Raw genomic sequence first — 13426 nt, forward strand, 5'->3', positions numbered from 1 at the left:
AGAAAAGGAGGGTTATGCCGATGCAGAATTCAATCCACCAGCACACAAATCGAATCATCCGCTATTTTCTGCAGGATGAAACATCCGCTTTTCTTGTCCGGCAAGCCATCGAGAAACCAACATTAGAAAATCGCCAGCGCGTGGAGAAGCGTTTCCAGACTTTCTACAATGAGATCCAACTCATCTCCTATCTATCCGGCCTGATTCACTACCAGGCGATTGCGTATGACAGGCGGCTGCGCGCCTACCAATATCGCTGTCCGCGCAGTTTGGATGCTCCATTGGGCGAAGAGGGGGATGGAACACTGCTTGATATCATGACAGCGACGGAAGAAGAGCTCACAGACTTTGACACCTTCACAAGCCTTGAGGAGATCAGCGAAAGCAAGGAGCTGTACTATGCGTTGCGGCTCCTTACAGAGCATGAGCGAAAAATTATCGAATGGGCGTATCTCTACTGCCTATCGGATACCGATATCGCCCGCCAGCTATACGTATCGCAGCAAACCGTCTCTAGAACTCGAAGTAAAGCACTGGCCAAGCTGCGTATGAGTGTAAAGGAGGAACAACAACCTTGCCAATCTCCTGCGATCATGTAAGCCTAACTACACTTCTTAAAAAAGCGCAGAAGCAGGATAAAGAAGCCATGCTCTGTCTTCTGCAGCGATTTCAACCAAAGATCGAACGATCGCTTTACCAAACCTCTCATAAGGAGCGGGAAGACTTAAAACAGTATTTATATGTAAAAGTAATCGAAGCTGTTCACAACTATCGAATTCATCAGGCACCGGCTTTCTGGGAATTGTATCAACAGGATGATCCAACATAAAAAACGGAGAGGCAGATTCGTCTGCCTGCTCCGCTTTTTTATTCATCACACACGTTCGTTCGCTGCTTGCGTTTTTTGCGCAGCGCGCGAAAAAAATCAGTAAGGAGCGCACCGCACTCTTGTTCACGCACGCCCTGTATCGTCTCAACCTGATGATTAAACCGCTCCTCCTGAAGCAAATTCATCAGACTGCCTGCACAACCTGCCTTCGGGTCTACCGCTCCATATACAACGCGGGGAAGTCGTGCTTGTACGATCGCGCCTGCACACATGGGGCATGGTTCTAGCGTTACATACAGGGTGGCACCGATCAGGCGCCAGCCCCCAAGCGTCCGGCTCGCTTCCTTGATGGCAATCAATTCCGCATGCGCCAGCGGATCCTTTGTCGTCTCGCGCAGATTGTATCCGCGGCCCACAACTTGTCCATCCCGCACAATGACAGCGCCAATCGGCACTTCCCCTAATGCGCCTGCCTTCTTCGCTTCTTCCATTGCAAGCCCCATATAATAGTCGTCGTTTCGCTGTTCGCTCATCTGTTCACCATCGTTCTTTGTTTCATTCTCTACGCCATATTTTCGCAGTTTTTCATTTTAGCTGTCAAATTCACATTACTTTTTGCGGGGAACGACAACCAATGCATTGCTCAGTAAGCGTCCTGGTTTTGTAAGCTGACTTCCGTTATAATACAATCCCGAAGAAGCACCGCCATCCATATTTAGCGCAGCTTCCAGCCCTAGCGCTTTACAGATCTGCGCTAATTGTGCTACCGTCACATTGGGTACTGTTCCCATAACCAACTTCTTGTCCTTCGTATAGCCGATGAAGCTGCGCTGTCCGCTTAGCTTCGTAATCTTCGGATCATTCATCTTCTCTGCCTGTGGATTTACTATGATTTTGCCGTCTCTTAACAATGTTGGTCCTGCACTTGTAATATGCTTGTACGTATTATCGCGCGGAAGAGCACCGGAAAACATGATCGCAGGCGTACCATCCTCCATAAAACCAATCGAAGCACCGGACCACCCTTCATTTTTCTCTTCGTAATTAATAACAATCTCCCCATGCGCTCGCTTGTCGGTATATGCGTTAAAAAATGTGCCATTTATAGCAGCATAGGCGCCTGTGCGTTTCGCCATACTATCAAGACTTTCAGTTGAGCCGATTTTGTCTTTGGCAAGTACGGGCCGTACCTCTATGTTTTTGTCATTCAGATTAATATAGACCAGCGTTACCGTACGCTTTCCTGCTGACGTCGTAACTACCTTCTTCGCTGACACTACGCTTGCCGGTGCCGCTGCCGACACAAAAGAAGTGCCGCCATTCCATAGGAACAGCAGCACCGCCAATGCGCACCACCCGATTTTTCTTCCCATGCTCTCTCTCCCCCATCCACGATATAGGATATATTTACTATAGTTCAATTTCCCACAAATAGAGAGAGATGTCTAGGTGATTTATCTTTCTTTTTGTCGCTCCTTATGCATAGTAAAGCTTACTTCATAATCATCATGATTTTGGCGTACTGTCGTGTGCTTTTCTTCAGAACGGGCTACGATTACAGCACAAGCGGCATCCCCTGTAATATTAACGGAGGTACGAAGCATATCAAGAATGCGATCGACCCCAAGAATGAGCGCGATCCCTTCTGCCGGAAGGCCGACAGAATTCAATACCATCGCAAGCATAATCAGCCCTACACCCGGTACACCGGCGGTTCCGATACTGGCAAGCGTCGCTGTAAGAATAACGGTCATGTAATCGCCTAATCCGAGCGCTACTCCATATACCTGCGCAATAAATACAGTAGCGACCCCCTGCATGATCGCCGTCCCATCCATATTAATCGTAGCACCAAGCGGCTGTACAAAACTGCTGATCGGCTCAGGTACATCCAGTTCTTCCTGCGCTGTCTGCATCGAAATAGGAAGGGTCGCGCTGCTGCTAGATGTACTGAATCCTACAGTTGCCGCAGGAAAAAACTTCTTAAAGAACACAAACGGATTCTGTTTTGCCAGCAGCGCCAAAGCGGAACCATATGTGATGAGAGTGTGAAGCAGAAGGGCTAGAATGACAACAAACATATACATCCCCATCAGCTTCAAAGCGTCTAGCCCTTGCTTTCCAACCGCCGAAGCAATCAGGGCAAATGCACCATACGGAGCAAATCGCATGACGATATGCACCAGGAACATCATAAGATCATTTCCTTCTTCTATTACCTGATAGATTCGCTTCGTCTTGCTTCCAAGCACCGTCAATCCATAACCCACAAAGATGGAGAAGGCAATAATCTGAAGCATCTCCGCTTCCGCCATCGCCTTAACCGGATTCTCCGGTATAATGTTTAACAGTGTTTCAGAAATAGGCGGTGCTTTCTCCGCCTGATAGGAAGCATTCGTATCAAAGCCTCCGCCAGCACCTGGCTGAAAAATATAAGCAAGAATCAAGCCGATCACAATAGCCATCGCTGTCGTTACTAAAAAGAAAGAAATTGTTTTTACGCCGATTCGTCCAAGTTTCTTCGGATCTCCAATCCCAGCGGCACCAAGCACAATCGAGAAGAAAACAATCGGCACAACAAGCATCTTAATTAGATTTAAGAAGGTCTTTCCAACCGGTGTGAATACATACGTATCCAATGTTTTAAAGGCGCCTGGCGCAAAGATATTTAGCAATAATCCGACAATTACGCCTGCAACTAATGCGATAATGATTTTTTTCGTTAGGCTCATATATAGCCTCCTTTCTGTGGATGTAGCAGTTAGACAGTTAGACAGTTAGACACTTATTTTCTTTATTACCCTTTTTTCATGCTTTAAAAATAGGGCAAGCCCCCCATTTTTTTGGGAGGCTCGCAAAGATTTAATCCGGATCAATCGTTATACCCGAAAATAGCAAAGCACGTGCGGGAGCAGCTTCTGTCTCAAGCACTTTAATCGGTGCGATCACCATAAAGTACTCTCCCCCCGGAACATCACCTAGCCGAAGCCCTTCGACAATAACACTATCTGCAGCAAATAGCGCCTTATGTGTCGGATGTCCGGATTGGTCACGCTCCACGCCCGGCGCATCGATCCCTACACCGCGTACGCCGACTTCTGCAAGATATTGGGCACCGTCTGCGGCTAGAAAGACAAAGTCCTCTCCAAAATCATCGCGGAGGGAGTTGCTTGTCTTCAGCAGAATGAACTCCTCTTTTTTCGGTGCAAACCGTACAAGATCATCACTTGTAATATGATCCTGTACTTCCGTCAAATCAAGCACTCGACACGACCCAATCAGACGCTCAATAGAGATGCTTGCCATCGTTCCGCCATCCGGCAGCATATGCAGCGGAGAGTCTACATGCGTTCCCGTATGCATATCCATATCAATTCTTGATTCATAAGCTGATGCTTGACTGAAGTCCTGTACTACACGAATATTTGGCTGCTTCGCCTGTTTATTTTTATAGGTGACCATTCCATAATGGATGGGCATGGAGATATCATATATCTTATACATGCTTACCGCCCTCTTCTCTTGTATTCTGTCTTACCGCTTTGAGCATTGAGCGCTCTTCACCATGCGTTCCGGTCCACCATCTGGTTCCGTCCCGTTCAAGTATTTCGTAGGAGACTTCAGGTCCCCATGTATCAGCCGGATAGAAGGTCAGTGACTGTGCATCACGCTCCCACGCACGGCGAATCGGGTCCACAAATCTCCAGGCAAGGGAAACTTCATCCCAACGTGTAAAGAATGTGGAATCGCCAAGCAGCACATCATGAAGCAAGCTCTCATAGGCTTCAGGAGAAGAATGTTCACAGTCATTGCAATACTCCATGCCAATAGGGATGACCTGACTCTCAGCTCCCGGCTTTTTGGCGTTTAAACGTAAGGTAATGCCTTCATTCGGATGAATACGAAAGATCAATAAATTCGGCAGTAAATCATTATTTTTATTGAAATATAGGTGTTTTGGCAGCTCTTTGAATTGAATAACAATCTCCGTTACTTTTTTCGGCATTCTTTTGCCGGTTCGAATATAGATCGGAACTTCTGCCCAACGAAAATTATCAATAAAAAGCTTGGCAGAAACAAATGTCTCTGTCGTCGAATCAGGACGGACATTCAGCTCCTCACGATACGCAGCCATCTTACCGCCTTCTCCGTTACTCTGGGTATACTGTCCCCGCACAACATAGTCATCCACTTCCTCTTCACTGTAGCAGCGAAGCGCGCGCATCACCTTTACTTTCTCATCGCGAATCGCTTCTGTTAGCAAGCGGCTTGGCGGTTCCATGCACACCATCATTACCATCTGCAGCATATGATTCTGTACCATATCAAGCAGTGCGCCTGCCGTATCATAATAGGAGGCTCTATCTTCAATACCAACCGTCTCACTTGCCGTAATCTGAATGTTAGCGATATGACGATTGTTCCACAGCGGCTCGAACATCGAATTAGCAAATCGGATCACTTGAATGTTCTGTATCATCTCTTTGCCTAAATAATGATCAATACGGTATATTTCCTCTTCTATGAATGTCTGTTTCAATTCTTCGTTTAATGCTTGGGCAGAAGAATAGTTATGGCCAAACGGCTTCTCTACAATAACACGCTTCCATCCTTTTGTATCCGTTATTCCACTCTTTTGCAGGTTGGTTGTTATCGTTCCGAATAGTGACGGTGTAATTGCTAGGTGGAACAATCGGTTGCCGCAAAGCCCCATCTCCTGCTCCTTTCCACGCACTGCGGCACTAAGGGATTCATATGCGGACCTATCTGTCACATCGAGCGCGATATAGTCAAAACGTGCCACAAACCGCTGCCAATCTTCCCCTTCATGTAATGAAAGCCGACCATACGCCGCTATCGCTTCTTTAACAAAAGCGCGGAACGATACGGAGTCTATCTCGGTCCTTCCTACACCTAGTACCGCAAATTCAGCGTCTAAGAAACCGGAACGATACAGATTGTACAGAGCGGGGAATAATTTGCGCTTGGCGAGATCGCCTGTCGCGCCAAAAATTACGAAAACAAACGGCTGAATAGACAAGGACGGCCCCTCCTTACGTCACTAATTTTTACAGCCCAACACGCTATGTATGAGTATAACTTATCTTACCCCTTCTCTTAGCTTGTGATGTGGCAAGCTGATAGATTAAGAAAATAGAAATCCCTCCGCCTGCTCATATCAGACGAAGGGATTATGATGTATTGTTTAGATTGTTTTTTTATACTTTTGCAAGCAGCAACTGACGAAATTCGTTCAATGCTTGAGCGAAGGCTTCCGGCTGCTCTAGCATAATATAGTGACCGGAGCCAGGAATCGTCTTCGTCTGCACATTGTCGTTCAGCTCAGACGCACGCTCAGCAGCACCCTTCGGAAGCAGCTTATCTTCTGCCCCGTATACAGCAAGCACAGGGATTGTAAGCTGTGCAAACGTATCTGCACCCTGATATTGACCGCAGGCAAAGAAATCATCATGGACGACTTCAGTCTTCACCCATGAGATCTGCGCGCGCTCCTCTGCCAGCAGATCCTCAGATGCATCCTTGCTATAGGAGGCTTTAAACAAAAAATCAGGGAAGGTGCCTGCCGACAGATCTTCTAAAATTTTCGGGTGTACCGGCATCTCATAATGGCTGGCATCAAGTACAAGCCCTTTGATATTCGAATTGCTTGCAGCCGCCTCGATTCCGATCATACCGCCCATCGAATGTCCAACGAGAATGACTTCCTCATCTCCAAGCTGTTCATTGACCCATTCTGCATATGCGCTAATGCTGTTGTATCCGGCTCCACCCGTCTTCCCGTGCCCCGGAAGATCAAGCACACGGCACGGCGCACCGCCCACTTTTTCTTCTACACCGCGGAACTTGGCACCCGTTCCACCAGCACCATGAATGAATACAAACGGAAGTTGTTGAGATACGTTCATCGCTTTCCTCCTACATGATGGATTTCGAGATAACTACGCGCTGAATCTGATTTGTACCTTCATAGATTTGAGTGATTTTTGCATCGCGCATCATCCGCTCTACCGGAAACTCCTGAATATATCCATATCCGCCCAGAATCTGTACCGCGTCAGTCGTCACCTTCATTGCGACATCGGACGCGAATACCTTGGCCATAGAAGCCAGGCGCATCATAGATGCATCCTTGCCCGTGCTGCCCAGCGCATCCAGCGCGCCTGCTGCACGATATACAAGACCTCGTGCCGCCTCAATCTGTGTTGCCATGTCCGCAAGCATAAATTGTATGCCTTGGAACGAACCGATTGGACGTCCGAATTGTTCACGCTCTTTTACATAATCAAGGCAGACATCAAGCGCCCCCTGCGCAATGCCCAACGCTTGTGCTCCGATACCCGGACGAGTCTTATCAAGCGTCTTCATCGCGACAACAAAGCCCTGCCCCTCTTCGGCAATCCGATTTTCTTCCGGTATGCGGCAATCTTCGAAGAAAAGTTCGGCTGTCGGTGAACCCTTGATGCCCATCTTCTTCTCGATCTTACCTACAACAAGTCCCGGCGTTCCTTTCTCAATAAGAAAGGCGGTAATGCCTTGATCCGTCTTAGCAAAAACAGTATACACATCCGCAATGTTTCCGTTAGTGATAAAGCATTTTTGACCGTTAAGGCGATAGTAGCTCCCGTCTTTTTCTGCGCGTGTTTTCATGCTTTTAACATCAGAACCTGCACTCGGTTCGGTCAGACCGAAACACGCAATCTTCTTGCCGACAGCCAGATCAGGCAGAAAGCGCTGCTTCTGCTCCTCATTTCCGCTTAACAGCACAGGTAGAGAGCCGAGCTCTTGTACGGTAATAACCTGAGAAGACGAGGCGCAGACACGCGCCACCTCCTCCACAATTAAGCAATATGTTAATAAGTCCAGTCCTGTACCGCCATATTCCTCCGGCAGATTGGCTCCAATATATCCATACTCGCTCAGCAAGTCTTTAATATCAAACGGATACTCGCCCTTCTCGTCAATCTCTGCGGCACGCGGCTTAATCCTCTCCTGTGCCAGCTTATAGATCCCCTGCTGAATCTCTCTCTGCTCTTCTGTTAATGCAAAGCTCATCTTACTTCGCACCCTTCGTATAATCATAGAATCCTTTGCCCGTCTTCCGGCCGAGATGGCCCGCCCGTACCAACTTACGGAGCAGCGGAGCGCTGCGATATTTGGAATCCTGTGTCTCTTCATACAAGGAATCCTGTACATACAGAAGCGTATCAAGTCCGATAAGATCCGCCAGTGCCAACGGTCCAATTGGGTGATTTGCGCCAAGCTTCATACCTGTATCAATATCTTCAGCGCTGGCTGTACCTTCTGCCAATACGAAGATCGCTTCATTAATCATCGGTACAAGAATACGGTTTACCGCGAACAGCGGAGCCTCTTTCACATCGATGGTTTGTTTGCCCATCGCCTCAACGAGCGATTTTGCTTCCTGATATGTTTCCTCAGCAGTGCTCTGTCCGCGAATGAGTTCAACTAACTTCATAACCGGTACAGGATTGAAGAAGTGAACACCGATAATTTTCTCTGCACGCTTTGTTACACTGGCGATTTCCGTTACACTTAGGCCGGATGTGTTCGTCGCAATAACAATATCTTCGCCAACAATTTCATCCAGCTTTTTGAACAGCTCTTTCTTCAATTCCATATTCTCGCTAACGGCTTCAATAATAAAATCAACGTCTTTTAAGCTGTTCCACTCAACCGTCGTAATGAGCGCGCCTTCTAGCTCCTGCTTCTTCTCTTCTGTCAGACGGCCCTTCTCGATGCTGCGGCTCCAGTTCTTCTGAATGCCGGATAGACCGCGGTCAAAAAATTCCTGCTTCTGTTCTACCGCTATAACTGTATAACCTGCCTCTACCGCTGCTTGAGCAATTCCTGAACCCATTGTTCCAAATCCGATTACGCCGACTTTCTTTGCCATTTGCTATCTCCCTCTACTTTCTGTATTTATTTATTTTGGAAATTCGGTTCCCGACGTTCAAAGAACGCGGCAACCCCTTCATTTTTATCCTCGGTTACACAAATGTCACCAAATGCCCGTGCCTCTACATTCATCCCTTCTTCAAGTGAGACGGCAAGGCCTTGATCAATCGCTCGCTTTGCTGCTTTCACTGCAATCGGACCGCGCTGTAGAATCGTAGCTGCCCATTTTCTAGCTTCCGATAGCGCATCCTCATCCACAAGCTGCTCTATGAGTCCAATGCGATAGGCTTCCTCAGCCGATACGAATTCACCGGAGAAGATGAGCTGCTTTGCTTTACCCGGTCCGATTAGACGAGCCAGACGTTGGGTGCCACCATATCCTGGAATGATGCCTAACTTCACTTCAGGGAGGCCGAGCTGCGATTTACGGCTCGCTACGCGAAAATCGCAGGCAAGGGCTAACTCCAGCCCACCCCCTAATGCAAATCCGTCAATCGCTGCGATGACTGGCTGTGGGAGGTTGGCAATATGCTGAAATAACGCCTGACCCCGCTTACACAATTCTTCCCCTTGTTCTCGACCCAACTCAGGAAATTCTTTAATGTCGGCACCAGCTACGAATGCTTTCTCACCTGCGCCGGTAATAATCACGACATCACAACTGTCACCAATTTTATGTATAATCTCATTCATCTGTTCAAAAAAATCTTTGTTCAGCGCATTGACGGGCGGCGCATCAATCGTAATCAATCCTAGTCGACTCTCTACTTCCCATGTTACGTTCACTCCACTGCACCTCCATATATCTTCATAGTTTTCTCACTACTTTATATACAAGCAATAATAATGCCAATGTTTTCACTATTTTTTCGCTGCATATCCGTTATCAAAAGGGAATATTTGTTTACTTTAGAAACAAACTTGTTTCTATTTGAATTTTTGTTTCTTTATGATACAAAAAATATTCTTATTGTATATTGTACTTTTTTAGTTTCTGATAAAAGGCCTTGCGACTAATCCCCAGCTTTTGAATGGCTTCTGTCCTTGTCCTACTTGTTTTTAAGACTTCCTCCAGCATTTCTTTCTCCGTGCGTTCAATCACTCCCGCCAGATTTACACTAGAAAAGGCTGTTTTCTCTTTTTCCGCTGTTTCGTTTGTTTCCTTATTGTTTCCTTCACACACAAATAAAGGAACATCCTCAGGCGTAAGATAGGATTTCGCACAAATGGCAATCATTCTTTCTAGTACATTGCTTAACTCCCGTACATTCCCCGGCCAATTGTACCGCTCAAAAATTTCATACACTTCCTGGGTTACCGTGACCTGTTTTTTATATTTGACACGCAAATCATGCAAAATATTATGCACGAGAATCGGTATGTCTTGTCTTCTCTCACGTAAAGGGGGAATATGAATCGGTACAATATTCAGTCTATAATAAAGATCTTCGCGGAACTTCCCTTCCTTGATCAGCTCCTGCAAGTTCCGATTTGTAGCAGCCATGATCCGTACGTCCAATGGGTACGTAACAGTACCGCCCACTTTCATAAACGTCTTCTCCTGCAGAACACGCAGAATTTTGGCCTGCAAATACAGCGATAACTCGCCAATCTCATCTAAAAATAGCGTACCTCCATTAGCCAGCTCAAACAATCCTTTTTTTCCGCCTTTGCGGGAGCCGGTAAAGGCACCTTCTTCAAATCCGAATAGTTCACTCTCAAATAACGATTCCGGCAGGGAAGCCATATTAATGGCGACAAAGGGCTTGTCCGAGCGAGGGCTTGCATCATGAATTGCACGGGCAAATACTTCCTTACCTACCCCCGTCTCCCCAAACAACAATACCGTTGCTTCGGAATCGGCGACCTTCTTGGCAATTCGTACAGACTGCCGCATGGTAGGGGCATGGCTCTCCAACAAAGAGAAAATCCGCTCATGCAGCTGCTCCTCCAACTGTGTAGAATAGGTCTTATACCGATGCAATTCCTCTTGCAGACCGTAGAATTCACCGATATCCTTCATAATCGCTACCGCGCCGATTAGCTCCCCCTTCTCGATCAGCGGGGTAATATTGGCGAAGATATGGACATTCAGCGAATGAAGATAGCTATAGTCGTTGATTAATGGCTGGCCTGTCTTAAGTACCTCCAGAATTCGCGCCTGCGGCTCAACCTCGCTGAGTTTTCGGTTGATAATCTTATGGGCCGGTACACCAAACTGCACAGAATACGCCGTATTTACGTAAATAATCGTATGATCTGTAGAGATAACCAGCACCGCATCATGGAGCGATTCCAGTATGGAAAGCAGATGCTTCTCTAACTCCATTTCCTTCACCCCCTTCTTTATTACGATACACATATTTTGAATCGTTTTATATACATATACAAAAAGAGAGCTGCATGCGCAACCCTCTACTGCTCATTAACTGCTACCACAACCGCCTCCACAGCTGCTGCCGCAACTGCTGCTACTGCACCCGCTAGTAGATGAGTCACTGCAATCGCGCCCTGAGCTGCCACTGCAGCTTGAGCCGCAAGAAGAGCCCCCAGAAGAGCTTGCTGCTGCTCTTTTCTGCATCTCCATTCCTAGCAGAAGATCCATCTCCCTCTGAAATGCCATTGGATCGACCAGCGAATATACTACCCCTGCGACCGCTATTCCCTCCAAATTACCGTACCGTGATTTTTTGCTTTTTTTCCTCAAGTACGAGGCGGATTGGGCTGAAGCCTTCCTGACCCGATCCTGCAGACGCTGAGCAAGAGCTTTCGTCTGTGCATCCACCGCCTCATGCGCGCGAAGCCATTGTGTACAAATGTCATCTATGCTTCCTTTACTTATCATATGTGCTATCTCCTGGGGAAGCGGATGACGGAAGAACGGCCCCCAGATATCCCAGCTAGCCGGCTTGATTTCATATAACAGTCCATACTGCACGTCAAAAGCAGCCCGTGCGCCTGAATCCGGCTTCCGCTCACCATGCGGTTCATGGTGCACCATCTCACCTGCTACGGCAAAGCAAAGCTTTTCATACTCTCTTGTAAAGACCAGCATCTCATGCCATATCTCATCCACATCATCGCTATACATTGGCACGGACGTAAACAAGGAGGCCATAATAAAATACCGTTTCCACTCGAATAAAAGCCATTCATATTCTTTCTCTGTCCATGCCGGATGCTTCGCCATGATTCTTGCTTTAATCATTTCACCGAATTCGCCGTTCAGCGCTTCGTCTAAACGTTTTGCCAGATCGTATAATGGCACGTGTGGCAGCAGGCCTAATCGTTCAGGAACTGGATCATTATAGCTTTTTGGCGTCTTACGAAACGAGAGCTTCATCGAATTCACATGTTTCTTTTCTTTTTTGGATACACGTTTCTGCATAAGCATAGCGATAAAGGAAATGGAAAGAAAAATAACAGCCAACAAGCTCCAATCCATATAACTTGCCTCCTTTGCTAAACAATAAATACCAGTATATTTACTTATACGGTACAAAAGAAGAAAAGTAACAAAAACGGAAAATTTTGAATTGAAATTCTATTAATTTCTTGAAAGTTTTCGCTAGACCGAACTCCTTGTACTCACTATAATAAATAGTGCAAATGATTGAGTAAGGCAGGGAAGCATAGATGGAGCGATTAAAGTCGGCACTCACACTCTTTATGACGATGATGCTGGTTGTATCTGTATATATCATCATCTGTCTTGGAATTGCCCAGATTTAATTCCAGACGCAAACAGAGGTAGCTCCTACGGAGGCGCTACCTCTGTTTTTTTATAAGAATCGGTACATTAATTCAGCGGTGTAGGCTGCTCCCACTCATCTGATATATGTTCAAGCTTCTCTAAGATACGACGCTTACGATACAGCATCATACCTGCTTCAGCTACATCTTCTACCGTAGATTTATTCAAATATGCACCAAAAATAATACCTGCTACCGGAACAAGCTGAAACAGCTTCTTCCATCCAAAGTTATCCCGATATGCCATGACAACCTCGCGCCATCCCTGCAACTGCGAAATTGTCTGGACACCTCGTTTTCCTGCTTCGTAATCAAACAATTCATCTATAATCGCCTGTTTGCCAACAATATCAGAAGATGCAAATTGCAGGCACTTTACAACAAACAACCGCTCATCCCGCTGCTTTGGATCATAGCCATACGCAATCGCGATCTCCTGCAATACTTTCAATGATAAACCAAGCAGAGCCGGAATATCCACCGCCAGCGTAAAAATTCCACCGATTCCTGTTGTTGCGCCCTGGAAGGTGGCAATTTTCGCCCGGGAACCGCGAAGTTCTTCTGCAACCCGGTTCATATCTTGAAGCGAACGCTGCGCTACATCCTCTACTCGCAGCGGCTCTACAGCAGCATCCTTCTCTTCTGTATGCATCGGAAATCTTCGCAGCACTTCCTGCTCGCTAATCAAGTACCTGCCGCCTGTCTGAATGTAGTTTCCAACTTCATCAAGTGCCTGGCCCACTTTCTCATGCACGAAGGAAGGAGTAACTCGATCAAGCAATTTGAATGGAATACGGCCTAACTTCTCCCAAAACCATAAATCTTTCTGTTCTTTTTCCCATTTTTTAATTTTTTCTAGTTCGATAAGTAGATCGCCGCGTGTTTCCATACATTCACCTCATTGCT

Annotated in this window: 14 protein-coding genes; 2 read left to right on the forward strand and 12 right to left on the reverse strand. The window is 46.7% G+C overall.

From position 1 onward, the window contains the following. Positions 1–20 precede the first annotated feature (20 nt). Together AB3351_RS21820 and AB3351_RS21825 are read left to right on the forward strand one after the other, a co-directional pair. Entirely contained in the window at positions 21–599 is a 579-nt protein-coding gene (locus AB3351_RS21820) for a sigma-70 family RNA polymerase sigma factor (protein WP_371149229.1), read from the forward strand. Beyond that, the gene (locus AB3351_RS21825; RefSeq protein ID WP_371149230.1) at positions 575–829 is read left to right on the forward strand and encodes a helix-turn-helix domain-containing protein; all 255 of its coding nucleotides are present in this window, start codon (positions 575–577) and stop codon (positions 827–829) included. Before AB3351_RS21820 ends, AB3351_RS21825 begins: the two co-directional genes overlap by 25 nt. Positions 830–867: 38 nt before the next feature. Here the strand turns inward: AB3351_RS21825 and tadA are convergent, their stop codons facing one another. From tadA to AB3351_RS21885, 12 genes are all read right to left on the reverse strand, one after another. Continuing rightward, complete coding sequence (gene tadA / locus AB3351_RS21830) at positions 868–1362, reverse strand: tRNA adenosine(34) deaminase TadA (protein WP_371149231.1); 495 nt, start codon at positions 1360–1362, stop codon at positions 868–870. Between the two features lie 75 nt (positions 1363–1437). Beyond that, on the reverse strand, positions 1438–2202 hold the full coding sequence (locus AB3351_RS21835) for a phosphodiester glycosidase family protein (RefSeq protein ID WP_371149232.1): 765 nt from the start codon (positions 2200–2202) through the stop codon (positions 1438–1440). Between the two features lie 81 nt (positions 2203–2283). Further along, positions 2284–3561 (reverse strand): dicarboxylate/amino acid:cation symporter, encoded by a 1278-nt coding sequence (locus AB3351_RS21840; protein WP_371149233.1) that lies wholly within the window; start codon positions 3559–3561, stop codon positions 2284–2286. Between the two features lie 130 nt (positions 3562–3691). Beyond that, the gene (locus AB3351_RS21845) at positions 3692–4333 is read right to left on the reverse strand and encodes a cyclase family protein (protein WP_371149234.1); all 642 of its coding nucleotides are present in this window, start codon (positions 4331–4333) and stop codon (positions 3692–3694) included. Continuing rightward, complete coding sequence (gene zwf, locus AB3351_RS21850) at positions 4326–5870, reverse strand: glucose-6-phosphate dehydrogenase (protein WP_371149235.1); 1545 nt, start codon at positions 5868–5870, stop codon at positions 4326–4328. Before zwf ends, AB3351_RS21845 begins: the two co-directional genes overlap by 8 nt. Before the next feature lie 178 nt (positions 5871–6048). Further along, positions 6049–6756 carry an alpha/beta fold hydrolase gene (locus AB3351_RS21855; protein WP_371149236.1) on the reverse strand — a complete coding sequence of 236 codons (708 nt, stop codon included), beginning with the start codon at positions 6754–6756 and terminating at the stop codon, positions 6049–6051. Between the two features lie 10 nt (positions 6757–6766). Further along, complete coding sequence (locus AB3351_RS21860; protein WP_371149237.1) at positions 6767–7903, reverse strand: acyl-CoA dehydrogenase family protein; 1137 nt, start codon at positions 7901–7903, stop codon at positions 6767–6769. Between the two features lies 1 nt (position 7904). Then, positions 7905–8765, reverse strand: a complete 861-nt coding sequence (locus tag AB3351_RS21865; protein ID WP_371149238.1) for a 3-hydroxybutyryl-CoA dehydrogenase — start codon at positions 8763–8765, stop codon at positions 7905–7907. A 26-nt stretch (positions 8766–8791) separates the two neighbouring features. Further along, the gene (locus AB3351_RS21870; RefSeq protein WP_371149239.1) at positions 8792–9553 is read right to left on the reverse strand and encodes an enoyl-CoA hydratase/isomerase family protein; all 762 of its coding nucleotides are present in this window, start codon (positions 9551–9553) and stop codon (positions 8792–8794) included. Positions 9554–9734: 181 nt separating this feature from the next. After that, positions 9735–11096 (reverse strand): sigma-54 interaction domain-containing protein, encoded by a 1362-nt coding sequence (locus AB3351_RS21875; protein ID WP_371149240.1) that lies wholly within the window; start codon positions 11094–11096, stop codon positions 9735–9737. Positions 11097–11192: 96 nt separating this feature from the next. Beyond that, on the reverse strand, positions 11193–12212 hold the full coding sequence (locus AB3351_RS21880) for a glycine-rich domain-containing protein (RefSeq protein ID WP_371149241.1): 1020 nt from the start codon (positions 12210–12212) through the stop codon (positions 11193–11195). 354 nt (positions 12213–12566) lie between these two features. Continuing rightward, the gene (locus AB3351_RS21885; RefSeq protein ID WP_371149242.1) at positions 12567–13409 is read right to left on the reverse strand and encodes an EcsC family protein; all 843 of its coding nucleotides are present in this window, start codon (positions 13407–13409) and stop codon (positions 12567–12569) included. Positions 13410–13426 lie beyond the last annotated feature (17 nt).

The organism is Aneurinibacillus sp. REN35 (assembly GCF_041379945.2).
Lineage (GTDB): Bacteria > Bacillota > Bacilli > Aneurinibacillales > Aneurinibacillaceae > Aneurinibacillus.

What these genes read in the sequence shown, in the direction of transcription:
- AB3351_RS21820 (WP_371149229.1), top strand. Translation starts at nt 21, where the DNA reads ATGCAGAATTCAATCCACCAGCACACAAATCGAATCATCCGCTATTTT.
- tadA (WP_371149231.1), bottom strand. Translation starts at nt 1,362, where the DNA reads ATGAGCGAACAGCGAAACGACGACTATTATATGGGGCTTGCAATGGAA.
- AB3351_RS21835 (WP_371149232.1), bottom strand. Translation starts at nt 2,202, where the DNA reads ATGGGAAGAAAAATCGGGTGGTGCGCATTGGCGGTGCTGCTGTTCCTA.
- AB3351_RS21840 (WP_371149233.1), bottom strand. Translation starts at nt 3,561, where the DNA reads ATGAGCCTAACGAAAAAAATCATTATCGCATTAGTTGCAGGCGTAATT.
- AB3351_RS21845 (WP_371149234.1), bottom strand. Translation starts at nt 4,333, where the DNA reads ATGTATAAGATATATGATATCTCCATGCCCATCCATTATGGAATGGTC.
- AB3351_RS21855 (WP_371149236.1), bottom strand. Translation starts at nt 6,756, where the DNA reads ATGAACGTATCTCAACAACTTCCGTTTGTATTCATTCATGGTGCTGGT.
- AB3351_RS21860 (WP_371149237.1), bottom strand. Translation starts at nt 7,903, where the DNA reads ATGAGCTTTGCATTAACAGAAGAGCAGAGAGAGATTCAGCAGGGGATC.
- AB3351_RS21865 (WP_371149238.1), bottom strand. Translation starts at nt 8,765, where the DNA reads ATGGCAAAGAAAGTCGGCGTAATCGGATTTGGAACAATGGGTTCAGGA.
- AB3351_RS21875 (WP_371149240.1), bottom strand. Translation starts at nt 11,096, where the DNA reads ATGGAGTTAGAGAAGCATCTGCTTTCCATACTGGAATCGCTCCATGAT.
- AB3351_RS21880 (WP_371149241.1), bottom strand. Translation starts at nt 12,212, where the DNA reads ATGGATTGGAGCTTGTTGGCTGTTATTTTTCTTTCCATTTCCTTTATC.
- AB3351_RS21885 (WP_371149242.1), bottom strand. Translation starts at nt 13,409, where the DNA reads ATGGAAACACGCGGCGATCTACTTATCGAACTAGAAAAAATTAAAAAA.